Raw genomic sequence first — 22959 nt, 5'->3', positions numbered from 1 at the left:
ACCTATGAAAAAACTAATTTTTCTCCTCTTTTTGGCGCCCTTAGCCAGTTTGGCGCAACCTAAAATTAAACCGGCCGAAATTGAAAAAAAAATGCAATGGTTTGCCGATGCCAAATTAGGGATCTTTATCCATTGGGGAATTTACTCGGTTGGCGGCGTTGACGAAAGCTGGAGCTTTCATAACAAGAAAATCAGCTACGCCGATTACATGAAACAGCTCAGCGGCTTTACGGCAAAAAACTATGATCCGCAGGCCTGGGCCGATCTGATTAAAGAGAGTGGTGCCAAATACAGCGTAATTACCACTAAGCACCACGATGGTGTAGCCTTATGGAACACCAAGGAAAAGCATTATGATGTGGTTGACAATACGCCCGCCAGAAGAGACTTGATCAAACCTTTTTTTGAAGCCTTGCGCAAAGACGGCATTAAATGTGGCGCTTATTTTTCTATTTTGGATTGGAGCCATCCCGATTATCCGGGCTTTTTAAAAGATAGCAGCCGTTACCAGATACAGAACGACTACACCCGTTGGAACCGCTACCGTGCTTTCTTCCAAAACCAATTGAGAGAACTTTCGCAAAATTATAAACCCGATTTATGGTGGTTTGATGGCGACTGGGAACACAGTGCCGAGGAATGGGAAGCACAAAAAGTAAGGCAGATTTTGTTGAAAGACAATCCGAATACCATTATCAATGGCCGCTTGCAGGGTTATGGCGATTATGAAACGCCCGAGCAGAATTTTCCGGTAAGCAGGCCCGCCTTCAATTGGTGGGAGCTTTGCATGACCACCAACGATAACTGGGGCTATCACCTGAACGATAATAATTTTAAAACGCCTTACGAGGTCATCAGTATTTTTGCCGATGTGATATCGAATGGAGGTAATATGCTGTTGGATATTGGCCCCAAAGCCGACGGAACCATGCAGGAAGAACAGGTGCATATTTTAAAGGAGCTGGGCAAATGGAACAAGAAACACGGCGAAGCGGTATTTGGTACCGTGGCAGGCTTGCCCCAAGGACATTTCTATGGCCCTTCAACCTTGTCGAAGGATTCTACTACGGTATACTTGTTTTTGCCTGGCAAAGTAACTGGTCAAGTGGTGGTTCGTGGCTTGCAGAATAAGATAGAAAAGATAACGGTAGTTGGTAACGGAGCTACGCTAAACCCTAAAATCGTGGGCAAGATTTCGTGGAGTGCCGTACCTGGCCTGCTTTATATTCCGGTGCCGGCAAATGTGCAGGACGAATATGTTACAGTGCTTAAGTTGAAGCTGGATGGCCCATTAAAGCTTTACCGTGGCCACGGGGGATTGTAATGAAGACAAATGGGTTGGGATTGCTACATCCCAACCTTGATAATTAATGCCGTTATGTTTATTGCCGATGGATTGAAACAGGTAAAGTCAATGGGCAAAATACTTTGGGCAATTTCTTTACCTTTGTACTCATGGCAAAAAGCAAAACGAAATCTACTAAGCAGGGCAAACCAAAACTGATCAAGCGTATCGGCATCATCGTGGGCAAGATTGCGCTTTGGTTCTTTCTGTTTTCGGTAATTTGGGTTTTGGCCTATCGTTTTATCAATCCGCCAATCACGCTGCTGATGGTACAGCGCAATATAGAGCGCAAGGCTGATGGCAAGCCCGCCAAGATCGAAATGAAATGGGTAAAGTTTGAAGACATTTCCGACAACATGAAAAGGGCTGCGGTATCTGCCGAAGACCAGCTTTTCTTAAAACACATGGGCTTTGACATCAATGCCATAGAAAAAGCCTATGCCAGCAATGCCAAGGGCAAAAAAATAAAAGGGGGAAGTACCATTTCGCAGCAAACAGCCAAAAATGTATTTCTATGGCCGGGCAGATCTTATGTACGCAAGGCATTTGAAGCCTATTTTACGTTGCTGATCGAATTGTTGTGGAGCAAGGAACGCATTTTAGAGGTTTACCTCAACGTTATAGAAATGGGCGATGGCATTTATGGAGCCGAAGCGGCCTCGCAGGCCTATTACCATAAATCGTGCAAGAACCTGAGCAGGAGCGAAGCTGCGCTAATTGCGGCCTGCTTTCCAAATCCGTTGCGTTGGACACCCGCAAAGCCAACCGGCTACATCAGGCATCGCCAATACCTCATTATGCGTAACATGCGCAGGCTCGGGCCATTGGATTTTTAGGCCTGTATTTTTTAGTATAGCCTATTGAATAAAGCGTATTGGGAATCCCTTTCCACTTTTTAACCTTCCACCTTCCACCTTCAACCCTCCACCCCTTAATCATGGTTCTTGTTCCACTTGATCTTGAGCTTGCCTTCTTCGTCAACTGCTTTCAGGTGTAGCACAATACCTTTCATCCGGTTTTGTTTTTTCAGGTCGGGATCGGTAATGGTTTCGTCTTTTTTGGGATTCCTCAGCGGAATATCCATTGCAATGTCGGTGCCCGAATTGAGACCGTAAGTGCCTTTCACATTGAAATTAAGCACGCTCGAATTGACCTGCATCGGACTGATGTTGATTTTATCGCCATTTAAGGTTAGCGTGCCATCTAAGTTGGCAATTTCGATATTAGACACGTTCCGGTTCGGAAAGGCGAATTTTCCTACTTTTTGTATCGGTTCGAAGCCTACAAGCGCCGCGTTATTCAAATTAAATACAACCTGGCCATACATCGATCTCGAAACGATATTGCCCTTTTCGGTAATGCCCCCGGAGGCATTTACCTTGGCCGATAAATAGCCTTTCAGGTTTTGGCTGGTGATCGAGTTCTGGCCAAAATTCTCAAAGGCATAAAAGAAATCCTTTACGCTTACCCGGCTGATTTTAGAATTGATGGTAAACTTATTGATCGAGCCCATCTGCTTGATATTGCCCGTAAGATTGATCTGGCCACCAGCATGGCTCACGCTGATTTGGTTGAAGAAAACACCATTGCCTTGCAAGGCGATATTAGCCGTCAGGTTTTTAGCCAAAAAGCGATTGTAAATGGCCTTGTCTACCTGAAGTTGCAACTGGATGCGCGAGGCTTCCAGCACTGCGCTCAATTGGTCGGAAACTTCTTTGATAGAGTTTTTCGTAACCGGCTTTCGTTTCACTGCTTTTCTCGGTCCCAAAAAAGGAATAAACTCGCTCAAATACAATTGCGGACTGTTCAATTTCAGGTTAACCAGGATTTTTTCGGGGTCGGAATAGTAAAAGTTGAGAAAGTTCTGTATCGAACAATTCATGGTGATGATGCTTTTGCCCAACTGAAAGCGGCTATTGGTAATGTTCAAATCCTTTTGGTTAAAATTGAGCGTCAGCGAACTGTTGATCAGTTTCATGTTGCGGGGGATATAGGTAATGTCGGCATTCTTAATGGCCACGCTGCCTGTAATAACCGGCTTGGTAAACCTAAAATTATCGATGTCGGTTTGGCAGTAGAGTTTTACGTCGGCCGTGCCGTTCTTAAAGCTAAAGGTTTCGCCACCAATAGAACTGTTCAGGTTTTCGAGCGGAAATTGGGAGGTTACAAAGCCGGTAGCCAAAGGCCTCGACAAATTGGCCACCGTAAAGGTATCTACCTTGATGGGCGCGTTGTAGTAATCGGCACTCAGGGCAAAAAACTTGATGGTCGAGTTTTCGTCGCCAATAGGTCGGCCAACGGTATCCTTATTGGTAAAGGTGCCAATAAAATTGCAGTTGGTCAGTTGTCCAGAAGGAATGGTAACCGTATTGTTTTTCACGGTCATACGGACGTTAATGAGCGGATCTTTGTTGGCCTTGTTGCCGTCGTCTATAATATGCCCCACAACTGCAATAGGCTGGTCTATGGCAAACTTGAGCAGCTTCGAAGATATATTGGGTGCCAGGAGCAGCGAAATGTTGCGGTACAGGATCTTATCGGCTCGGATATCGATGGCAAAAGCCGATTCATTCTTGGCCAAATCGATTTTAGCGCCAATGTAAAAGTCGTCATCGCCTATTTTAAGCCTTTCGGGATCAATGGTTACGGCTTTGGTATCGTTGTTGTAGTGCGCAATCAAGGTGCCTTCAAGCGACTTGTCTTTCAAAAAGCTGCCTTTGCGGGTGTTAAAGGCAAAGCTTTTGATCATTGTTTTGAGTTTCAGTTTGCCATTCCAGCCTGAATCCGGGTAATCGATCCGTCCTTTTAGCTCATCAACCAAAAAGTGGAAAAGCTTATAACGGCGCTGGTTGTCTATCACCAAATTCACGTTGTTAAAATCAACCTTCTTGATCTGGAAAGCCTTTTGGTCTTTTTTATTACCGTTTTTGGGTTGCGCCTTCGATTTGAACATGCTGGTATTGCTATAGCCTGTGCTATCGGTGTAGAGGTAGATGCTCGAATTATTGATGCCGATTTTGTTGATTTTGATGCTGCCGGCAATCAGCGAAAAGATGTTGAGCGATACGTCGATATCGTTGGCGTTGAGCAGGTCGTGCTTGTGCTGGCTCCATAAACTATCGCGCAACTGTACTTTTTTGAGCGAAACCGATACGCCCGGAAAGCCTTTGAGCAGGGTGGTTTCCATGCTGCCTACATTGATTTTGCCATTCACGTTCGAGTTGAGCTGCTTGAGAATGGTAGCCAGGATGCTTTTGTTGTTGTGGTTGATGTAATAAGCCGCCCCCAACCATACCAAAATGATCAGGACAAAAAATACAGCCAATACCCTAAGTGAAATTTTGAGCCAGCGCGACATAGATAGATTTGTTGATTCAGTTGAATATAACAAAAATATCTACAAAATGTTTAAGCGGCGGATGGAATTGAAGCGGCCTTAGGCGCTCAGCTGTTCGGCAAAGATGGATTTGTGCCAGCTGTTTTCTAGAGGCACTTCCCATTTTTCTTCCAGTTCGGCAAGACTTTGAACCAGGTTGTTGAATACGATGGTTTGAGGGCCTATTTTTTTAATGCTCACCAAGGTTTCGAAATCTTCCTTGGTGTTTACATAAACCTGTTCGCCGAGTTTATAGGCCATGTTAAAGCGATCAAAAAGATCTACGCCATATTTATTTTCGATTTCTTTGAGGATGCGTACCGACGAATCGATTGAACAGCCGGTTGTCGAAGCACTCTCCTGGTCGACGATCAAAACAATAAAAAATCCATAACGAATTTCTGCCTTCGCCTTAAGCTGATGTCCATGGGCAGTCCATTGCGCAGTAAACGCGTCCAGTTGCTGCTGGATTTCCTGGGTTTCCTTTTCGGTAAACTGGCGGTTGCTTTGGTAGATCCAAACTCTAGATTGTGGAGAAAAAGTCATAGTCCAAATTTATCATTTTATTTAATTTACTGACGTTAAAACATAACGACGATGAAAAAGTTTACATTGAGCTTAAAAAAGAGTGTTTTCTTTTCTTCCTGCCTGGTGCTGTGCGTTTTTTCTGGCTTCGACAGTGCAGAAGAACATACGGTAACCATTCAGCAGCTACTTACCAAATATCATGACAACGATGCTTTGGGCAGGGAGGTGAAGCGCTTTGAAATCAATGTTACCAACACTGGTTTTTGTCGTTACCGCAAGGTTTTTAACAACGGCAAGCAAGAATATTTTGCCTTTAACTTGTCTCGTTTAAAAAGCATGGATTATTATGGCAACGTAGAGCGAGGCGAGCTTTACCTGCGCACCAAAAACGACGACGTGATTGTGCAGACTCGCAACGACAAAAAGGGCGATATCGATTCGATGGGTACCTACCTGGTTATTCCGCTCAAAAACATCAACGTAGAACAATTGAACGAGCTTTCGGTCAACCTTAGACAGGTGAACGAAAGTTTGCTGGCGAGTAATAAATAAGTGAAAAGTAGAAAGTAGAAAGTAACTTTTTCTAATTGCTTGATGCTGAGCTGTTTTTAGTGTCTATTCGCCATATCGACGAGCGTAGCGAGGAGATATCTATTTAAGAACCTTCTCAAGATAGATTGCTCACTCCACTTCGTTCCGTTCGAAATGACGGAACCGTTTACAGGCCGTTTGCCCTTGCGGTAATCTCTGCAATATCAAGCACTTTCACTTCCTGCTCCTTATCTTTCAGTTTTACGCCATCATTCAGCATCGTCATGCAAAACGGACAGCCGGCGGCAATAAACTGCGGCTCGGTGCTCAATGCTTCCTCAATTCTTTCGATGTTGATGTCTTTGTTGCCTTTTTCAGGTTCCTTAAACATTTGGGCGCCACCGGCGCCACAACATAAACCGTTGGCTTTGCAACGCTTCATCTCTACCAGTTGCGCATCCAATACTTCCAGGGCTTTGCGTGGCGCTTCGTAAACGCCGTTGGCCCTGCCCAGGTAGCAGGGGTCGTGGTAGGTAATTTTTTTGCCTTTGAAGCTCTCGCCGTTTTCGGCCTTGAGTTTACCTTCGGCAATCAAATCCTGGATCAGTTGGGTGTGATGGATCACTTCGTAAGTGCCACCCAGGCCTGGATATTCGTTTTTAATGGTATTAAAGCAATGCGGACAGCCCGTTACAATCTTTTTGATGTTGTAGGCATTCAGCACTTCGATATTGGTCATGGCTTGCATCTGGAACAGGAACTCGTTGCCCGCGCGTTTGGCCGGATCGCCGGTGCAGCTTTCTTCGGTGCCCAATACCGCGTATTTGATGCCCACATGGTGCAAGATCTTGCAGATGTCGCGGGTAATTTTTTGCGCGCGCTCGTCATAGCTTCCGGCACAGCCCACCCAGAACAAAATTTCAGGCTCTTCGCCCATGGCCATCAGTTCGGCCATTGTAGGTACTTTAAATTCCATATCTCGTATTGCGTTGGGCGATCTGCGTAAAGCGCCCTTGTCATTAAATCTTTAATTTTACTCTTTCAGTACTAATCTTTCAACTCTGAGCTTTAGACTTTGAACTTTCAACTTTTTTTAGCTTCCCTCAGCCCAGTTAAACCTATCTGCCGGCGAATATTTCCAAGGCGCACCGTTGTTTTCTACGTTGCCCAGCATCGCGTTGATACTGGCCGGCGCTACCGATTCTTCCATCACGGCAAACCTGCGCAGCTCTACGATAATTGCCAATGGGTCGATGTTGATTGGGCAAGCTTCGGTACAGGCATTGCAACTGGTGCAGGCCCAAATTTCTTCGCGCGTGATATAATCGTCCAATAAGGCTTTTCCATCCTGATGTTCAGGACCGTTCTTCTCGATGTTTTTGCCCACTTCTTCCAAACGGTCGCGGGTGTCCATCATAATTTTGCGCGGCGATAAAAGCTTGCCGGTGATATTGGCCGGACAAACCGACGTGCAGCGGCCACATTCGGTGCAGGTGTAGGCGTTCATCAGGTTTACCCAGCTCAAATCGGTTACGTCTTTGGCACCAAAACGGCCGGGCGCTACATCTGCTGGAACAAACGAGGGGTCGAGCATGGCTTTTACCTCGTTGGTTACGCTGGCCATATTGGTAAATTCGCCCTTAGGCTCCAAATTAGAAAAATAGGTGTTTGGAAAGGCGAAAAGAATATGAAAATGCTTGGAATAGGGCAGATAGTTCAAGAAGGCGAAAATGCCTACAATGTGGAACCACCAACAAATGCGTTCGATCAAAATCAAGCTATTGACGCTGTTGGGCAATAAGCCCTGCAGGTAGACGCTCACCGGAAATGTGCCCGCTACTTTGTAATGCTCGGCGTTTAATGCCTGAAGCTTGGCATCGGCCGCATTCATCAACAAGAAAGCCGTCATCAGTAGGATTTCGGTAATGAGGATATAGTTGGCATCCGATTTGGGCCAAGCTTTCATTTCCACGCCGCTAAAGCGCTTCAGTTTTAAGATGTTTCTGCGGATGAGAAAGATGGCACATGATACCCAAACGCCTAAGGCTAGGAACTCGAAAGAGCCAATCAGGAAGTTGTACAGGCCACCAAGCCCAGCAAATATGCGGTGGCTGCCAAAAATGCCGTCGATCATGATTTCCAGTACTTCGAGGTTGATGATCACAAACCCTACATAAACCAAAAGGTGGAGGATAAAAGGCACAGGCCTAACGGCCATCTTGGTTTGCCCGAAAGCTACTTTAAGCATGGTAGCCCATCTTTTGGCCGGTTGGTCGCTGCGGTTGGCCGGCTTGCCTAGTTTAATATTGCGGATCACCTTGCGTGCGTTGAGGCTAAAGAGCGCTATGCCTGCAATAGTAAGGATAACGAAGACGATTTGTGCTATCATTTTTTATGTTGCTACTTGGTTAGGCTAAGTTAAAAGTTTTAGGCCTAAAAAATATTATTATGCAAGCATAAAATTTAAAATTTAGAATCGATATGAATAGAATTGCTTTCGAGTTGAAATTTAAGTGGCTGATTTTGAGTATAAATGCTGTTTTTGTGCGAGAAACGTAAAAGAAATGTGAAAAAATGTTTTGTCTTTCAAAAAAAGAAACTACATTTGCAATCCCAAACGGGCTGGTGCCTTAGCTCAGTCGGTAGAGCAAAGGACTGAAAATCCTTGTGTCGCTGGTTCGATTCCAGCAGGCACCACACCAGCAAGCCTCAACGAAAGTTGGGGCTTTTTCTTTTTAGGGCCTTTCCGTCGGAGGCAACATCAGACAGCCTGACCCCAGAATCGCCTCACAAGGACATCAGATTGCAGTAATATATAGGTAAGCAGACAGCAGAAAAGACCTGTCGATTTTCGTCCTTAGAAAAGCCAGGATTTTATTTTTAGTGCACGTAATGAACGATGGTACAGAGCCTTACCAAAGTCTTAAAAACGCCTTAAAATCACCCGACTGCACACTTTGGAGCGTAAGGAGTGGCCACTTTTGGAATAAACCCACTTGTAAGCAACCAAAATGAGAGAGGCAGGGATTTAGGATGCCGAAATACTTTTATAAACAACAAGCACTTCTTTTATCCTCATTATGTCAATCTAATGGCTAGTTCTTTTGTTAGACACATTTTAAGGCCTATTATAGGTTCTTTAACTCTTACTTCATCTAAATTGAAATTGTTTAATGAGGCCATCGATTTTACGTGTTTCCTTTTTGCATTGGTCTTCAAAGAAGTAAACTTCAAGACCAACAATCTCCCATTTACTCGTTGCTTTAAATCATAGTAATTATCAGAAATCTAAATGGCACCCGGTAATATCCTTTACATTCTCAATTTTTCTTGTTTTTTCAATTTCTTCCCAATTTTTATAGGGCAGTTTATATCTTTCGTCAAAGAAATAAAGTCTCCAACGCCAAAAAGCAAAAGGGTTCTTCGAAAATATTCGATAGATTTTTTTATCTTTCAGATCAGGCCTATGTAGTGCACATTGTTGATGACTGTATTTCATCATTTCGAAATTTCGATCCATAAATTCATAAAAGGTAAAACTACCGTTATAATTGCTATACCTATAATGCCTTTCGTCTACGAAATTTTTGAACACCCATATAAACGGCCAGGTGTTTGCCAAGATGATGATGGCCAAAATGCCGATTATGATTTTTTTTCTGGTCTTTTTCGTCATGGTTAATTGCATTTTGTGCTTACTGTACCTTTTCCAAAACCTACATTGGCTCCGCTTATGCTGTTGGCCTGCATGTTGCTAATTACCTCATAAAGTCCATTGGGCGTCTTGCCATAATTCCTGCCGGTTAAACTGCCCATAGTATCGGGCACGTAAAGCGCAGTTGCCCTGCCCTGGTTAAATACACTCAGTGCATAGGTGGTGCAGTTGTAGCCGGTCATATCGTATTTGTTTTTGGCTTGTGTTACGGCCATATTCATCATTGCGGTAAACTGGTTAGCGTTAACATTCATACTTAGGCTAGCATGGTAATCATGGTTTTGATTGTCTACTACCATGCTTTTAACAGGAAATTGAGACGAAGCTTTTACGGCACTTTCTGGATAAAAACCAAAGGTTTCGCTTACGGTGGTAGTCCCATTTGTTTTAGTTAATGTAATAAAGCTATGACCTGGCTGTAATTGGGAGTTAAGCAATGCCTCTGGCCTATCTTTATCGGGCAATTCCGCATATAGTTTGGCGCTATAAACTGTAGCGGAATTGTCAGGAACACTATTGAAACAGTCAAGCCTCTGTACAAGCCTGATAGAATCTGCATTAACTAAGAGCTCGTATTTGTCTCCTGGATCTTCCACGTTAACCGCACATTCTGTAATCCCCGTTGTGCCCCCCATACAGGTTTTGCAGTCTGTATTCCAGTAGGCTGAGCCGTTTTCGACACCTGCACAGTCAACATAAATCGGAGGAAAGTAATCTCCCGAAGTTCCACCGTCCTCCTCCGTGTTCGGAACATCGCTTGCCTCCCTTGTGGTGCAGACGGTCACATACTCGTAGCCTGCCGAAATCCATCCGCAATTCTCATATCCGGCAACGCCAACACAAGACCACCTGAACTTTTCTGCATAGCCTGAACTGCACGTGGTTACCAGGGACATCAGTTTTCCCTTCGGCCCCGACTGACTCAGGAGGTCAAAGTCGCTTTTGGAAATGGCCGTTATCTGCCTTGTGATCTTTCCGTTTTCGTAAGACCAGCCATTGGAAAGCATTCCACTGAAATGATAGAAGAGCACCGTTCCGCTGAAAGCCCCAACATCTTTGTAATGGAAGTCTTTGGAAACGGTTCCAGCTCCGCTTTCGGCCGACATATAGCTTGCATACAGGATTTTGCCTGTTAACCTGTTCTCGAATATCAGGAGGCGGATCATATGTCTTTTTTCCTCTCGACCGAGCGTCGCGCGGTCAGGACGACCAAGTTTGGCAAGCACCCTTTCAGGGTTGTCCAGTTCAACCTCGTAGACTCTTTGGCTGGAGTTTTCATTGACATACAGACTGCTCCAGCGGGGCTTCATCTTGCCGAACGGATTCTCGCCGGAAACGATCAGTTTTGACTGGTACCATTCGAAAAGCTTTTTCGTTTTCGGGTCGTCAGGTTCTTTGCTGGGCAAGATGCTATCTCTTTTGCAAGAAAGCACTATGGACAGAAAGAAAAGACCGAGCACCCAATAGGGCTTTAGCCGATGCCGGAAAGCATTGTTTTTCATTTTCATAGTTTGTTTTACGGTTTATGAATATAGTATTAAACTTGTCATGTTTCAAAGAATTAGATGTTCAATATTGTTGCTTTTCATAGCAGTAAAGAAGATTTAATCCACAGTTAAAGAATTAAATTTTGATAAAATCTAATTCCATACTAAAAAAGCCATATTGCTTGGCTCTAAAGCTGTTTGCCTTTTACAACATCCGTTGAACTGATATACCTTGCTGTTGATCGGAATGTTGAATATCCCTGTTCATTGTACGTGAGAAATTCGTCTCCACCTTGACTTGTCTGTATCGTGTTTATTGGCATTGCTGCGTCTACAATCATTTTTAAAAATGATTGCTGTCATTATTTAAGTTGTTCATAACCAATAGCTTTATGTCGTAAAAACAAAGGTTGTTAGTACATTGGCCAGCTTATTTTAACCCTTTACCCTGTCGGTATAATAAGAGGTGTTGGCCAGAAAATTAATTATTCATCCAAATCAATAGTCATGATTCCCAAAACAATGAAAGCCGCCGTACTCTATGAGTTTGGCCAACCCTTAAAGATAGAACAGATAGCGGTAAAGGAACCCAAAGAAAATCAGGTGCTGGTTAAGGTAATTACCAGTGGGGTTTGCCATACCGATTTGCATGCTTGCATGGGCGATTGGCCTGTAAAACCTAAACTTCCTTTGGTGCCTGGGCATGAGGCTATTGGCTATGTTGTTGCCCTTGGCAAAGGAGTTGCCAATGTTAAAGAAGGCGATATTGTAGGTGCACCGTGGTTGTTTAGTGCCTGTGGTTGCTGCGAGTATTGCATAACGGGCTGGGAAACACTCTGCGAAACGCAACAGAACGGGGGTTATAGCGTAGACGGTGGCTACGCCGAATATGTAGTTGCCGATGCCCGCTATATGGCCCGGTTTCCAGCCGGTATAAACTTCGCCGAAATGGCACCCATTACCTGTGCAGGAGTAACGGTATACAAAGGCTTAAAAGAAACAGATACCAAGCCTGGCGAATGGGTAGCCATTTCGGGCATAGGCGGATTGGGCCATTTGGCTGTTCAATATGCAAAGGCAATGGGGCTGCATGTGGCTGCCATTGATGTTGCAGACGATAAACTGGCTTTGGCCAAAGAGCTGGGGGCCGACCTAACTGTTAATGCACGGACTACAGCGCCTGGAGAATTTCTCAAGCAACAAACCGGCGGTATGCATGGCGTTTTGGTTACCGCTGTTTCTCCAATTGCATTTAGCCAATCCCTGGCTGCACTCCGAAGAAAAGGAACCATTTCCTTAAATGGCCTGCCTCCGGGAAATTTTGACCTGCCTATTTTCGATACGGTGCTTAACAGATATACCATACGAGGATCTATTGTAGGCACCAGAAAAGATATGCAGGAAGCCATTGCTTTTGCCGTTGAAGGGAAAGTTAAGGCCACGGTCCATGTAGCTAAGCTCGAAGACATTAACCTTGTTTTTGATAAACTCAAAAAAGGAGAAATAGAAGGAAGAATTGTACTTGAAATAGCCAATCCATAACATGATGAAAAAGATATTGATACCCACCGATTTTTCAGTGCCTGCAGAAAATGCGGCGCATTACGGTATTGCATTGGCAAAGATGGCCAAAGCTGAGGTTATACTTTGCCATGCTTTTAAAGTTCCGGCAGAGGCGCCGATGGCGGCACAGGTAGCTTGGCCATTGCTAGATTATACCGATATGCAACAGTATGCGGCCAGCGAGTTGGATAAACAGGTAGAAAAACTTACTGCCTCGTCGTGTGAGCGTGATACCGATATATACTGCCCAGCACTAAGCTGTGAAAGTGACCTAGGCACCGTTTGCGATGTGGTTGACCGCTTGGTTGAAGAAAAGCAAATAGATCTGGTCGTGATGGGTATGGCGGGAGCTGGCGGACTAGTCCAATTTGTATTGGGAAGCAATAGCAGAGCCATGATCGAAAGATTGAGCTACCCCGTGCTTTTGGTGCCTTATGAGGCTTCTTTTAAAAAAATCAGGAAAATAGTTTTTGCTACCGATCTTAACGTTGACGATTTAAAACCCCTTAAGTTTTTAATAGGCATTGCCGCTTGTTGCAATGCGGTAATTGTAGTGATGCACATTACCGATTATGAAACCCAAAAGAATGAGGAAGACCAGCATAGGTTAGAAGATTTTTTTGAAGCGGTAAGCACCAAAATAAGCTATCCAAAGGTGAAGTACGAATACGTTTGGAATACCAACCTCGATAATGGCCTTGCATGGATGGCCGAACAAAAAGATGTTGACCTGATTGCCGTAGTTCATCAGCAGCACCGGTTGCTGGATCGTGTTTTTAACGGCAGCCATACGCAAAAGCTGGCCAGGCGTACGCAAATACCGCTCTTGGTGTTTCCTGAAAAATAGTGGACGTTTTTTTAAGTCGATAGACAGATGAAAAGTAAAAGTTATAATGTAATAGGCTACGATATGAGGTATTGGTGGAATACTTTTTTATCTGGTGTTCTTTTTATAGGATTGGGTTTGTGGATCTGCTTGTCGACCGAAAAATCGTACCTGTTTTTGAGCTTGTTGCTGGCCATAGGCCTGTTTATCACCGGCGTGTTCGAAACGCTGTTTTCATTGTTTAACCGCAAAGCCATTAAAGATTGGGGCTGGATATTTATGAGCGGATTTATAGACCTCATATTGGGTATTTACTTATTCTCGTTCCCCTTGCTTGCCATGGTTTTGATGCCTATGGTAATAGGCTTATGGATGTTGTTCAAATCTTTTATGACGGTTAGCAGTCCGGTAAATTTAAAGGCCGCCGGCCTATGGGATTGGATTTGGTTATTGGTAACCAGTATGGTGCTTATCTTGCCTTCGCTGGTTATTTTAATCAATCCCTTTTTCAGGTTGGTAAACATTGTGCTTTGTGCCGGTATTGCCTTTATAATCGCCGGTATATTCAGGATTTACTTTGCTCAGCAACTCAGAAGGCTCAATCAGGCAAAAATATCTTGAGGTTTTGCTGATCCGGCTGGATCGCAGGTAACTGTCTTATTAATAAAATTTAATCTCAGATCATGAATGTCATTTTACAATCGCTTGGCGCCGCCGCAACGGTAACCGGCTCAAAACATTTGCTCAAAACGCCAGAGTTGAACATACTGGTTGATTGCGGACTTTTTCAAGGCATTAAATCGCTGCGGGAACAGAATTGGCAATCTTTGCCTTTCGATGCTTCAAAAATAGACCTGATCATCCTTACCCATGCCCATTTAGATCACTGTGGCTATATCCCTTTAATTGTAAAGAATGGTTTTAAAGGTAAAATTTATATGTCAAGTCCTACAGCAGCTTTAACCAAGCTGATTTTGCTCGATAGTGCCAAACTTCAGGAAGAAGATGCGGCAAGTGCCAACAGGCATCACTATACCAAGCATCATCCGGCAAAGCCGCTTTATACCGTCGCTGATGCCCAGGCCTGTTTTAAATATTTTGTAGAAGTAGAGGAAGATAGATCCCTTAAATTGAGCGAGCATATCAGTTTTGTTTTTAGGCGTTGTGGACATATTTTAGGCGCCTGTTCGGCCCTGATTGCCTGCTATGGAAAAAAGATACTCTTTTCGGGCGATATTGGTAGAACCCATAGTGAAATCCTGCCACCACCCAATTTTTTTACAGAGGCCGATTATGTGGTTATGGAATCTACCTATGGCGATCGTTTGCATGGGAATGACGATCCTTACCTTGAATTGGAATACTGGATAAACCATACGTTAAAAAAGGGCGGTAATGTGCTTATTCCGAGTTTTGCGGTGGGCAGGGCGCAGGAATTGATGTACATGCTAAGCTCGCTGAAAAAGCAACACAGAATTCCGACAGCACTCCCCATCATAATAGATAGTCCAATGGCGGCAGCTGCAACCGAAATAGCAGTTAATTTTTCTGACAACTACCTCACGGTGCCCAAAATCAATTGGCTCGAAATGATGCATCACCTAAAAATTAACAAGGAATTTAGCAATACGCAGCGTTTGGCCAACGACAAACAGTGTAAAATAGTGATTGCCGCAAGTGGCATGCTTACAGGTGGGCGCGTACTCGAATACCTCAAGCACTATTTGGGCAATGAAAACAACACGATTATAATGATTGGCTTTCAGGCTGAGGGTACCCGTGGCCGGGCTTTGCTAAACGGCGCCCATGAGCTGAAGATACATGGCAAATTTTATCCTGTTAAGGCCAAAGCCATCGAAATATTGGGCTTGTCTGCCCATGCTGATCAAGCAGAACTTATTGCCTGGGTTAAAAAGCTAAACCCTGTGCCCAAACAGCTAATGCTCGTGCATGGTGAGCCCTGTGCCCAAGAAATGCTTAGGGTTAAGCTACAGGACGAATTGCATGTGCCGGTTAAGGTGATGAAGCAAAACCAGGACGTCATTCTGTTTGCGTGCCATGACGAAGGCGATGAATCCCATCCGGTAGCAACACTGGTCCCTAACGATCAAAACCCATTCGGCAAATACTAAAATAACTGATGCGTATCATAATTATTGGTGACGGGGTTCACGTTGCAATAACAAATTAAGTTCGAAATTAGAGAGGTAAAAACAATGGTGTTTTTGCTTTTAAATCAATAAGTTATGAAAAGCGATGCTGAAATTCAAAAAGATGTGCTAGCTGAACTGAAATGGCAACCAAGTTTAAGCTCAGCTGAAATTGGAGTGGCTGTAAAAAACGGGGTGGTTACCCTTTCAGGCCAGGTAGAGAGCTTTATTAAAAAAGCTACAGCAGAGCGTGCGGCCAAAAATATCGCTGGCGTAAAGGCCGTAGCAGAAGATATTGAGGTTAGAATGCCCGCTAAATCTGCGAAATCTGATACTGAAATTGCCATGGCTATACTTAGGGCGCTCGAATGGAATTCGGCCGTGCAGCACGAACGCATTAAAATTAAAGTAGAAAATGGCGTGGTCAGACTTGACGGAGAGGCGGAATGGGATTTTCAGCGTACTCAAGCCAAAAAAGCCATCGAAAAATTGGCGGGCGTAAAAACGGTGCTTAATTTCATCACCTTAAAACCACATGCCGAACCTGTCGATATTCAGCAGAAAATTGAAGCTGCCTTTAAAAGGAGCGCTACTGTCGACAGTAAAAAGGTTAGTGTTGATGTAATTGGAAGTAAGGTGGTATTGCACGGAAAAGTTCGTTCGTTTGCCGAAAAACAAGATGCGGAGAATGCTGCCTGGGCGGCTCCAGGAGTACTTACCATTGATAATCAGTTGGAGATTGAAGTGCCGGAAATGATCTTCTGATCAAGTCGTATTTGAGCTTGAAACTGCGCCAAAGGTTTTGACGCGGTTTTTTATGTTTAAGCCACAATTAAAGCGCTCCTTATTAGACCCATAACAGCTACGGCCATTTTCGTTTTTAATTGATGTGAAGAATTTAGGCATTGACGTGTGGTGCTATGAGTTTGTAAAGCTGAACCGCTATCTGACCCAGGGAGGTAAGCATAATGAGCCATAAAACCAAGCGTTTAAAGAGCTGTTGAGAAATTTTATTGAGCAAAAGCTTGCCAATCCATGTCCCCACAAAACTAATGGCGAGCAAGAAAGGAATAGTAAGCAGCATTTCTTGGTGGACATAGCCATTGAGGGTGTATACAATTGCCCGGCTCGAATCGACACCCAAATCGATTAAAGCCGAGGTAGCAATGAAAATATCCTTCTCTAGGCCAAAGGCGGTTAAAGTTAGGCCCCTAATCGCACCGCCTGTACCAACCAAACCAGCTAAGAACCCTGATATTACGCCACCCTTGATCAAATTACCGTTGGTTTGTGCGATGGTGCTTTTCTGGTGAAGCAAGAGGTAAATGGCCAGTAAGAAAACCAGTAGCCCCATCATAAGCTCCAGTTCTCTTTGCGGAAACAAATTGGTGAGCAGAGCGCCTATAATTACAAAAACAATGGCTGGCAAGCCCATTTTAAAGGCAATTTGTTTGTCAATTCCTTTACGGAACAGGTAAATCTTGGAAAGATTGCTAAACACATGGAAGATGGCCGTAATGCCCAGCACAACCTTAAAATCGAAGAATAGGGAGGCAATGGGCACAAATAGGATAGATGAACCGAAACCGCTGATGGTACCAATGATTTCAGCCACTAAGGCCAAGGCATAAAACAGATAATATCTTTCCATGCTATTCTCCTAAAATCCGGAATCGGTGGAAGCTTTGCCTGCGTTTTTCCGAATACTTTTTCAAAGCAGTGGTTTTGATATAGGTCAATGTTTCGTCGATAGAATCTGTAAAAAGAATCAAATTTAGGTCTTCTGGCGCAATTGTTCCTGCTTTGATCATCGAGTTGAACAAGGGGCGTAGGGGTTCCCAAAATTCTTTGCCAAAGAGTATGATCGGGAAATCGAGTATTTTTCGGGTCTGGATCAGGGTTAAGGCTTCAAAAAACTCGTCTAAAGTGCCAATCCCTCCGGGCATAATAATGAAGGCATCAGAGTATTTGAACATCAACACCTTGCGTACAAAAAAATAGTTGCAGCTAAACCACTTATCCAGATATGGATTGGGGCGCTGCTCTTTGGGCAACAAAATATTGCAGCCCACAGATGCACCATTATTTTCCTTTGCGCCTCTATTGGCGGCTTCCATCAGTCCAGGTCCGCCTCCCGTAATGGTCGTAAAGCCTAATTTGGCCAGCCCGGCCCCAATTTTTCTGGCGCTTTCGTAATAGGGCGAATCTTCTTTGATGCGGGCCGATCCAAAAACGGCAACGCAGGGGTTCAAGAAGTGCAGTACTCTAAAGCCCGCAATAAACTCGAACAGCACTTTTAATGAAAAAACAAATTCTCTAAACCTAGACCTCGGCCCTTCCAAAAACACTTTTTCATTGTCTTTGTTGGTACTTGCCAAGGCTGATTCTGCTAAGAGGTGATCAGAGGGCGTTGAAGCAGCGGGAGCGGTCATATTCATTTTAAGTTAGGGAGGGATTGATACTAATGGATCTGATGTCGCCTTTGAAATAGTCGAAATCGCCTTCGTGTTTATTCCAGGTAGCTTTAAAGGAAGTGGGTAGCGAAAGGCCGTCTTTGGCGGCGTAATTGCGGGCCTCGGCAGTCCATTGTATTTGATGGTACATTCCCTTTCTATCAGTGTAGTACCTATCATAAGTTTCGAACTTTACCATTTCAAAGTTATGGTTGAGGTAAAAAATTCCCGATGCTTTGACCCCGTGGAAGCTGATGGTGGCTTTTAAGGTCTTATCGCCTATTTCTTCCCAATGGATATAACTTTGAAGGGCATAGGCTGGAATGATCATGGTTTCTGCCAAAATGGTTACCAGCGCGGCCTTATCTATTTCGTATCCTTTGGCATTGGCAAGGGTAATCAAGCCAAATGCCTTAACCAGCATTTGGCCATACCCATGCTGAAAACTGTCCATCGCTTCCAGGCTCAGTAAGCCAAATCTTCTGGCTTTCATGTAAACTAGCCTGATGGGATCTGGTAAGAAATTATATTGAATGCAGGAAACGGCAGTCCAGGTTGATTTTTCTGAAAATCTGAGCCCTGCATTTATCCATTCGATATTTACATCTACGATCGGCTGTAGAGGCATGCCTGATCGAAGAATAGAGCGTTGCAGTGCCATTGGCAGCGTTTCGAGCTTATGGCGACTCGCGCTTATTTTTTTGGCAAAGTCCTTGGCCTGAGCCAGGTCTGTTAAAAATTTCGATTTTAAACTGCCCAATGTCATCGTCATGCTTCGGTTATTGATTTGTTTTGCGCTACCATCCTATGGGTTGGTTATTTTCGGGCAATACCAGCAAGGGAAGCGTAGCTAGTTTGGCCATTTTTTGAGTACGGCTTCCGGTAATTAGTCTCGAGAAAAAACCGGTTTGACGATGGATCATGGCTAGCATATCTATTCGTCCATGCGTAACGATCCATTTTAGGCCTTTGTCAACATCCGCTTCAGTGAGGTGCCTGTAGTAAATTTTAGTATAGTTGATGTTACAGGTTACCCTATTTAAGAATTTATTGGCTTCGGTGGTTGGGTCGTGAAAATCGGAAGGTTCGTTACTGACATGGGTAAGCAGGATTTCTGGATCAAAGAGGCAGAAAAGTCTGGCTAAAGCCTGAATGGAATTAAGATCGCTTTCGCTCAGGTCTGTGGCAAAGGCAATTTTGCTGATCGCTGTAAAATTAGCCTCTTTGGGGATGAGGAGTACCGGAATAGTGGGTTTCTCTATCACATCTCTACTGTTGCTGCCTAAAAAGAAGCGCTCCATATTGCCGGCTCCGGCGGTTCCCATTACGACAAGGTCTATTTTTTCTGAAGCGGCAATCGTAGCTACCGTATCTTTTACCGAGCCCATATCGCTGCTGTAGGTAATGATGGGCAGATCGGCTTTGTTTAGCCCTTCGTTCTTGCGTATTTTCTCTGCATATTTTTTTAGCGCCTCATCAGCATCTTTTTTGATATGGCCATAGTCTTCTACCGGCCAAACTACAAGTCCTGCCATTGGAATAAGTTCTGGAACCATTATGCTATGGCACAAATGAACCGATGCGTCAATTCTTTTAGCCATTTGAATGGCATAGCGTACAGCATTATCAGCACAGGGCGAATAATCTATTGGAACAAGAATCTTTTTCATTGCGATATATTTTAGGGTTGATTTTTAGTGAGTTGATTTGTATTGCCGTACATTTTTAGGCTTAGGCTACTGTCTAATTGGTAAACGTCATCATAGTATTGAAGCAGGCCGTCTTTTACCGCACAGGTTAAATAGGTAATTATAATAGGTACAGGTTTTTTGAGCAAAAAAGTCTTTTTGGTGTACGCTTTCATGGCGGTTTGCAACGTGGCTATTTTTGTTGGTTGTTGGTCGGCTTTCAAGAGCAGTTCGGCCAACAGCTCGGCATTTGCCACCCTAATGCAGCCATGGCTGTAGGCTCTGCTTGTACTTTTAAAAAGCTGTTGTTCGGGGCTGTCATGTAAATAAATGTCGTAGGCATTTGGGAAACGGAATACCACTTTGCCCAATGCATTATCGCAACCGGCAGTTTGTCTGGCATGATAGTTTTCAGGATGTAGCTTGATTTTTTCCAATGTGCTTTTGCCTATTTTTACAAAATTCTCTTGGCTATCGTAAACCGCCATATGGTTTTGATCAAAATAAGTGCTGTCTTTGAATGCTTTGGGAATAAATTCTTTGACAAAAATGCTTTGCGGTACTTTCCAATCAGGAGCCGTTTCTAAGTATTTGATTTGGCTTTCCAATGTTGGGGTTGGCGTTTTGCCTTTTCCCACTACCACTTTAAACTCGTAGGTCATATCCGCTTGTTGGTAGCTTAAGCTAAACGATGGGATATTGATGTGCAGAAACGAACCGCTGTTCCAATTTACCCAGCGCAGTCTTTCCATATTAATGGCAATGTTTTGTACCTCCGTTTGTGGAACTTCGTAGGAGTCGCAGATATACTGGCCGGTAATCAGGCGCATATAATTTTGCAGTTCGATATAGTCTTTAACCTGAGGCTGTACCGTAAGAATGGCTACCATTAAATCCTTTTGCTCTAAAGCTCCGCTTAAAAAGCTTGCAGCCTGTAAATCGCCCAAACTTCCAGTGTCTAATATTTTGTCGGTTAGCACAGGGTTAAATGCACCATAATGTAAATGATATATCATGCTTACCATGGCATCGGTTAGCAGAATATCGAATACTGCTTTTTGTTCATTGCTGGCTAAATTCTCTTTGCTTAAAACATCATGCAACAAACCATAGGTCAATTCTTTTGGGTGATAATTTTCTTTGTTGAGCCCATATTGCCTTACACAATCCAATAAGAGCATGGCATCTGTAGCCGGTTTAATATTTTCATCGTCTTTAACCCATGCTTCATCAAACGAACGTTGAGCGTAGAATCTTTTTACCGTACTGGGAAACTTTAAATTGGCTAGGGTTTGGCTATCGTTCAAAAGCCTTTCTATAGCCGCGTCCAACGTATCCTTTTGCAAATTGCTTTTTTGAGCTATAGGCAAGGCATCAGCGGCTAAATGAAAAATGAGCTGTAAAATGAGAATAAGCAGGCCGAGATAGATATAGCGCCTATGATTTGCCGCACTAACAGGTTGAGGTTTGATTTGAGCTTTCATGCCGTTTGATTTATGAAGTAAAGTTCTGTAAATCTGGTTTTTAAAATGCTGATTACCATCACTTTCAATAATGATTATAAGCCATGTTGCTTTTGGCGTTAAAATGCGTTTATTGCCCGTTTTAGGGGTAATTGGCCGAATCGTGAAATTTGTTGCAGGTCAAAAAGTGATATTGATCATTTTTTGAGACAAATTGGTGCTGCCTTGGAAGCGCATATAACTTGGTAAACTTCGAACGCGGCGGCATTCAGGATTTTTCGCAATCCACAAAAGATAAAGACGCAAGGTTATTCGAAATACCGGTATATCTTTGGTAGGCAGTTTGAAGGAAGCATGAGCTTTACCGAAGAGAAGATAAGAAGATGATTTCTAATTGGCGGAGATGAGAGCAATAAGAAAAACTTCAGGAAAGCGGCTGCCCTTTGATGATGAGATAGTTTTTAAAGGAGTGGTGATGGGTTTTGGCATAGTTCTGAACAACACAACTGACGGGATGAGCATAGGGCGACGTTTAGCGTGTTCAAACCCGGAACTGCCAGTGCAGCTAAACTGGACTGAGCAGAAGGAAATAGCCTCATTCCATAGGACAATTCTTGCACCTCTTGCCCCGGAGGTACTTTTCGCAGCACTCTTTTTTCTTCTTGTCTTTTGATTTGTGCTTGTCTTTTTTCTTCTTTTTGTCTTTTTTAGACATGGCTTTTCATTTCTTCATCAATATAAAACAAAAAAGGCACATATTGTTTCAATACGTGCCTTTTATTGGTTCAATCAACGTAGCCTAGGCTTCGCTGTCGTAGCTGATTTGGCCTACATGTTTATCTATCTGCCATCTGCCGGTGCCTTCTTCGCCGATTACATCAAATAGTTCGAGGGCACGACGCGCTTTATATTCTTCTTCTCGCTGCTCTCTGAAGAACCAGTTCAAGAACTCTAAGGTTACATAGTCCTGCTCCTTGTGGCATCGGGCCGCAATGTTTTTGATGGATTGGGTAATCGCGATCTCTTGGTCCAAAGCTTCTTCAAAAACCTCGCGGAACGAGTTGTATTCGCCTTTTACATTGGTAATTTCCGGCGAAACCGCATTGCCGCCCATATCCAGTACATATTTAAAAAATTTCAACTGGTGCTGTCTTTCTTCTTCGGCTTGTTTAAAGAAATAATCCGATGAAAAATCATAGCCGTTTTGGTTGCACCATGAAGCCATTGAAAGGTAAATGGCCGAAGAGTGGGCTTCTTTTTTGATCTGTTGGTTAATGAGCATTTCTATATCGGCAGAAAGCAAACATTTTACACGCATAATGTCTTTCATGATCTTTGTCTTTGGGTAAAACTATACAACAAAAATAGCGCTAATATGTTGGCGCAAAGAATTTAAAGGCAATATGGAAAGATTCTAAGTCCAATCATCAACAGGCCAATCGGTGCAGCCGGTCGTAAATGATATGGTTCAGTTCGAGCATGGTAAAGGTGCCTTGCAGCAGTTCTTTCAGTTTGATGATCTGCAGGAGCGAGAGCACATAGCAATGATCGCAGGCACAGATAAAGAGGATTTCCACGTCGGCAGTTTTATCACTGTTGAGCAAAAGACCTTCAATATCGATTTGGTAAACTGCTTTTTTGAGCTTCAAGAGGTTGCGGTAGTCGAAACGGGCCATTTTGCCTGCAAAATCAATGTACCAGCAATTTTCGCTGTCGGATTGATAGATAGCACCTTCGGCAGTACTAAATACTTCGGCAAATTTGATGGAAGGGATTGACAATGTTTCCTGCATTTGTTGGCCTGCTCAATTAACAGCTACAAAAATGACGTTTA

The 22959-nt window shown here is 43.7% G+C and carries 21 protein-coding genes and 1 tRNA gene; 10 read left to right on the top strand and 12 right to left on the bottom strand.

Annotation, left to right across the window (positions count from 1 at the left end; genetic code table 11):
* Nucleotides 1-4 precede the first annotated feature (4 nt).
* The gene (locus AC6H1S_RS14040) at nucleotides 5-1324 is read left to right on the top strand and encodes an alpha-L-fucosidase (protein ID WP_497564002.1); all 1320 of its coding nucleotides are present in this window, start codon (nucleotides 5-7) and stop codon (nucleotides 1322-1324) included.
* A 131-nt stretch (nucleotides 1325-1455) separates the two neighbouring features.
* Complete coding sequence (gene mtgA, locus AC6H1S_RS14035) at nucleotides 1456-2181, top strand: monofunctional biosynthetic peptidoglycan transglycosylase (RefSeq protein ID WP_497564001.1); 726 nt, start codon at nucleotides 1456-1458, stop codon at nucleotides 2179-2181.
* 95 nt (nucleotides 2182-2276) lie between these two features.
* On the opposite strand, the gene AC6H1S_RS14030 is transcribed toward mtgA, so the two are convergent.
* Nucleotides 2277-4703 (bottom strand): AsmA family protein, encoded by a 2427-nt coding sequence (locus AC6H1S_RS14030; protein WP_497564000.1) that lies wholly within the window; start codon nucleotides 4701-4703, stop codon nucleotides 2277-2279.
* A gap of 78 nt (nucleotides 4704-4781) precedes the next feature.
* A complete protein-coding gene (locus AC6H1S_RS14025) occupies nucleotides 4782-5267 on the bottom strand; it encodes an ABC transporter ATPase (protein WP_497563999.1) in 486 nt (161 codons plus the stop codon).
* A 51-nt stretch (nucleotides 5268-5318) separates the two neighbouring features.
* On the opposite strand from AC6H1S_RS14025, the gene AC6H1S_RS14020 reads away from it, so the two are divergent.
* Nucleotides 5319-5801 carry a hypothetical protein gene (locus AC6H1S_RS14020; protein ID WP_497563998.1) on the top strand — a complete coding sequence of 161 codons (483 nt, stop codon included), beginning with the start codon at nucleotides 5319-5321 and terminating at the stop codon, nucleotides 5799-5801.
* A 166-nt stretch (nucleotides 5802-5967) separates the two neighbouring features.
* Here the strand turns inward: AC6H1S_RS14020 and AC6H1S_RS14015 are convergent, their stop codons facing one another.
* Together AC6H1S_RS14015 and AC6H1S_RS14010 are read right to left on the bottom strand one after the other, a co-directional pair.
* On the bottom strand, nucleotides 5968-6756 hold the full coding sequence (locus AC6H1S_RS14015) for a (Fe-S)-binding protein (RefSeq protein WP_199140640.1): 789 nt from the start codon (nucleotides 6754-6756) through the stop codon (nucleotides 5968-5970).
* Between the two features lie 117 nt (nucleotides 6757-6873).
* Nucleotides 6874-8169, bottom strand: a complete 1296-nt coding sequence (locus AC6H1S_RS14010) for a 4Fe-4S dicluster domain-containing protein (RefSeq protein WP_497563997.1) — start codon at nucleotides 8167-8169, stop codon at nucleotides 6874-6876.
* Between the two features lie 235 nt (nucleotides 8170-8404).
* On the opposite strand from AC6H1S_RS14010, the gene AC6H1S_RS14005 reads away from it, so the two are divergent.
* A tRNA-Phe gene (locus tag AC6H1S_RS14005) sits at nucleotides 8405-8477 on the top strand.
* Nucleotides 8478-9458: 981 nt separating this feature from the next.
* Here AC6H1S_RS14005 and AC6H1S_RS14000 read toward each other — a convergent pair.
* Entirely contained in the window at nucleotides 9459-10661 is a 1203-nt protein-coding gene (locus AC6H1S_RS14000; RefSeq protein WP_497563996.1) for a hypothetical protein, read from the bottom strand.
* Nucleotides 10662-11489: 828 nt separating this feature from the next.
* Here AC6H1S_RS14000 and adhP point away from each other — a divergent pair.
* From adhP to AC6H1S_RS13975, 5 genes are all read left to right on the top strand, one after another.
* Entirely contained in the window at nucleotides 11490-12524 is a 1035-nt protein-coding gene (gene adhP, locus AC6H1S_RS13995) for an alcohol dehydrogenase AdhP (protein WP_497563995.1), read from the top strand.
* Between the two features lie 4 nt (nucleotides 12525-12528).
* The gene (locus tag AC6H1S_RS13990) at nucleotides 12529-13392 is read left to right on the top strand and encodes a universal stress protein (RefSeq protein ID WP_497563994.1); all 864 of its coding nucleotides are present in this window, start codon (nucleotides 12529-12531) and stop codon (nucleotides 13390-13392) included.
* A 27-nt stretch (nucleotides 13393-13419) separates the two neighbouring features.
* The gene (locus tag AC6H1S_RS13985) at nucleotides 13420-13992 is read left to right on the top strand and encodes an HdeD family acid-resistance protein (RefSeq protein ID WP_199139800.1); all 573 of its coding nucleotides are present in this window, start codon (nucleotides 13420-13422) and stop codon (nucleotides 13990-13992) included.
* A gap of 62 nt (nucleotides 13993-14054) precedes the next feature.
* Entirely contained in the window at nucleotides 14055-15503 is a 1449-nt protein-coding gene (locus AC6H1S_RS13980; RefSeq protein WP_497563993.1) for an MBL fold metallo-hydrolase RNA specificity domain-containing protein, read from the top strand.
* A gap of 114 nt (nucleotides 15504-15617) precedes the next feature.
* Entirely contained in the window at nucleotides 15618-16286 is a 669-nt protein-coding gene (locus AC6H1S_RS13975) for a BON domain-containing protein (RefSeq protein ID WP_497563992.1), read from the top strand.
* Between the two features lie 133 nt (nucleotides 16287-16419).
* Here AC6H1S_RS13975 and AC6H1S_RS13970 read toward each other — a convergent pair whose 3' ends face one another.
* From AC6H1S_RS13970 to AC6H1S_RS13950, 5 genes are read right to left on the bottom strand one after another with little or no spacing between them, the layout of a single operon-like run.
* A complete protein-coding gene (locus AC6H1S_RS13970) occupies nucleotides 16420-17172 on the bottom strand; it encodes a sulfite exporter TauE/SafE family protein (protein ID WP_497563991.1) in 753 nt (250 codons plus the stop codon).
* A gap of 1 nt (nucleotide 17173) precedes the next feature.
* Nucleotides 17174-17953, bottom strand: a complete 780-nt coding sequence (locus AC6H1S_RS13965) for an LOG family protein (RefSeq protein WP_497563990.1) — start codon at nucleotides 17951-17953, stop codon at nucleotides 17174-17176.
* A gap of 7 nt (nucleotides 17954-17960) precedes the next feature.
* Nucleotides 17961-18746, bottom strand: a complete 786-nt coding sequence (locus AC6H1S_RS13960; RefSeq protein ID WP_497563989.1) for a DUF6920 family protein — start codon at nucleotides 18744-18746, stop codon at nucleotides 17961-17963.
* Nucleotides 18747-18771: 25 nt separating this feature from the next.
* Nucleotides 18772-19644, bottom strand: coding sequence for a universal stress protein (locus AC6H1S_RS13955; RefSeq protein WP_497563988.1), 873 nt, complete (start codon nucleotides 19642-19644; stop codon nucleotides 18772-18774).
* 11 nt (nucleotides 19645-19655) lie between these two features.
* Nucleotides 19656-21146, bottom strand: a complete 1491-nt coding sequence (locus AC6H1S_RS13950) for a L,D-transpeptidase scaffold domain-containing protein (RefSeq protein WP_497563987.1) — start codon at nucleotides 21144-21146, stop codon at nucleotides 19656-19658.
* Between the two features lie 382 nt (nucleotides 21147-21528).
* Between AC6H1S_RS13950 and AC6H1S_RS13945 the strand changes: the two genes are divergently transcribed.
* Nucleotides 21529-21798 carry a hypothetical protein gene (locus AC6H1S_RS13945; protein ID WP_497563986.1) on the top strand — a complete coding sequence of 90 codons (270 nt, stop codon included), beginning with the start codon at nucleotides 21529-21531 and terminating at the stop codon, nucleotides 21796-21798.
* Between the two features lie 126 nt (nucleotides 21799-21924).
* On the opposite strand, the gene AC6H1S_RS13940 is transcribed toward AC6H1S_RS13945, so the two are convergent.
* Both AC6H1S_RS13940 and AC6H1S_RS13935 read right to left on the bottom strand, forming a co-directional pair.
* Nucleotides 21925-22455 (bottom strand): ferritin, encoded by a 531-nt coding sequence (locus AC6H1S_RS13940; RefSeq protein ID WP_199139782.1) that lies wholly within the window; start codon nucleotides 22453-22455, stop codon nucleotides 21925-21927.
* A 97-nt stretch (nucleotides 22456-22552) separates the two neighbouring features.
* Nucleotides 22553-22918 (bottom strand): hypothetical protein, encoded by a 366-nt coding sequence (locus AC6H1S_RS13935; RefSeq protein WP_199139780.1) that lies wholly within the window; start codon nucleotides 22916-22918, stop codon nucleotides 22553-22555.
* Nucleotides 22919-22959 lie beyond the last annotated feature (41 nt).

The organism is Pedobacter sp. TM02 (genome assembly GCF_059705275.1).
The sequence above is the reverse complement of the archived record's forward strand: the minus strand, read 5'-3'. Positions and strand labels throughout refer to the sequence as shown.

What these genes read in the sequence shown, in the direction of transcription:
- AC6H1S_RS14040 (WP_497564002.1), top strand. Translation starts at nt 5, where the DNA reads ATGAAAAAACTAATTTTTCTCCTCTTTTTGGCGCCCTTAGCCAGTTTG.
- mtgA (WP_497564001.1), top strand. Translation starts at nt 1,456, where the DNA reads ATGGCAAAAAGCAAAACGAAATCTACTAAGCAGGGCAAACCAAAACTG.
- AC6H1S_RS14030 (WP_497564000.1), bottom strand. Translation starts at nt 4,703, where the DNA reads ATGTCGCGCTGGCTCAAAATTTCACTTAGGGTATTGGCTGTATTTTTT.
- AC6H1S_RS14025 (WP_497563999.1), bottom strand. Translation starts at nt 5,267, where the DNA reads ATGACTTTTTCTCCACAATCTAGAGTTTGGATCTACCAAAGCAACCGC.
- AC6H1S_RS14020 (WP_497563998.1), top strand. Translation starts at nt 5,319, where the DNA reads ATGAAAAAGTTTACATTGAGCTTAAAAAAGAGTGTTTTCTTTTCTTCC.
- AC6H1S_RS14015 (WP_199140640.1), bottom strand. Translation starts at nt 6,756, where the DNA reads ATGGAATTTAAAGTACCTACAATGGCCGAACTGATGGCCATGGGCGAA.
- AC6H1S_RS14010 (WP_497563997.1), bottom strand. Translation starts at nt 8,169, where the DNA reads ATGATAGCACAAATCGTCTTCGTTATCCTTACTATTGCAGGCATAGCG.
- AC6H1S_RS14000 (WP_497563996.1), bottom strand. Translation starts at nt 10,661, where the DNA reads ATGATCCGCCTCCTGATATTCGAGAACAGGTTAACAGGCAAAATCCTG.
- adhP (WP_497563995.1), top strand. Translation starts at nt 11,490, where the DNA reads ATGATTCCCAAAACAATGAAAGCCGCCGTACTCTATGAGTTTGGCCAA.
- AC6H1S_RS13990 (WP_497563994.1), top strand. Translation starts at nt 12,529, where the DNA reads ATGAAAAAGATATTGATACCCACCGATTTTTCAGTGCCTGCAGAAAAT.
- AC6H1S_RS13985 (WP_199139800.1), top strand. Translation starts at nt 13,420, where the DNA reads ATGAAAAGTAAAAGTTATAATGTAATAGGCTACGATATGAGGTATTGG.
- AC6H1S_RS13980 (WP_497563993.1), top strand. Translation starts at nt 14,055, where the DNA reads ATGAATGTCATTTTACAATCGCTTGGCGCCGCCGCAACGGTAACCGGC.
- AC6H1S_RS13975 (WP_497563992.1), top strand. Translation starts at nt 15,618, where the DNA reads ATGAAAAGCGATGCTGAAATTCAAAAAGATGTGCTAGCTGAACTGAAA.
- AC6H1S_RS13970 (WP_497563991.1), bottom strand. Translation starts at nt 17,172, where the DNA reads ATGGAAAGATATTATCTGTTTTATGCCTTGGCCTTAGTGGCTGAAATC.
- AC6H1S_RS13965 (WP_497563990.1), bottom strand. Translation starts at nt 17,953, where the DNA reads ATGACCGCTCCCGCTGCTTCAACGCCCTCTGATCACCTCTTAGCAGAA.
- AC6H1S_RS13960 (WP_497563989.1), bottom strand. Translation starts at nt 18,746, where the DNA reads ATGACGATGACATTGGGCAGTTTAAAATCGAAATTTTTAACAGACCTG.
- AC6H1S_RS13955 (WP_497563988.1), bottom strand. Translation starts at nt 19,644, where the DNA reads ATGAAAAAGATTCTTGTTCCAATAGATTATTCGCCCTGTGCTGATAAT.
- AC6H1S_RS13950 (WP_497563987.1), bottom strand. Translation starts at nt 21,146, where the DNA reads ATGAAAGCTCAAATCAAACCTCAACCTGTTAGTGCGGCAAATCATAGG.
- AC6H1S_RS13945 (WP_497563986.1), top strand. Translation starts at nt 21,529, where the DNA reads ATGAGAGCAATAAGAAAAACTTCAGGAAAGCGGCTGCCCTTTGATGAT.
- AC6H1S_RS13940 (WP_199139782.1), bottom strand. Translation starts at nt 22,455, where the DNA reads ATGAAAGACATTATGCGTGTAAAATGTTTGCTTTCTGCCGATATAGAA.
- AC6H1S_RS13935 (WP_199139780.1), bottom strand. Translation starts at nt 22,918, where the DNA reads ATGCAGGAAACATTGTCAATCCCTTCCATCAAATTTGCCGAAGTATTT.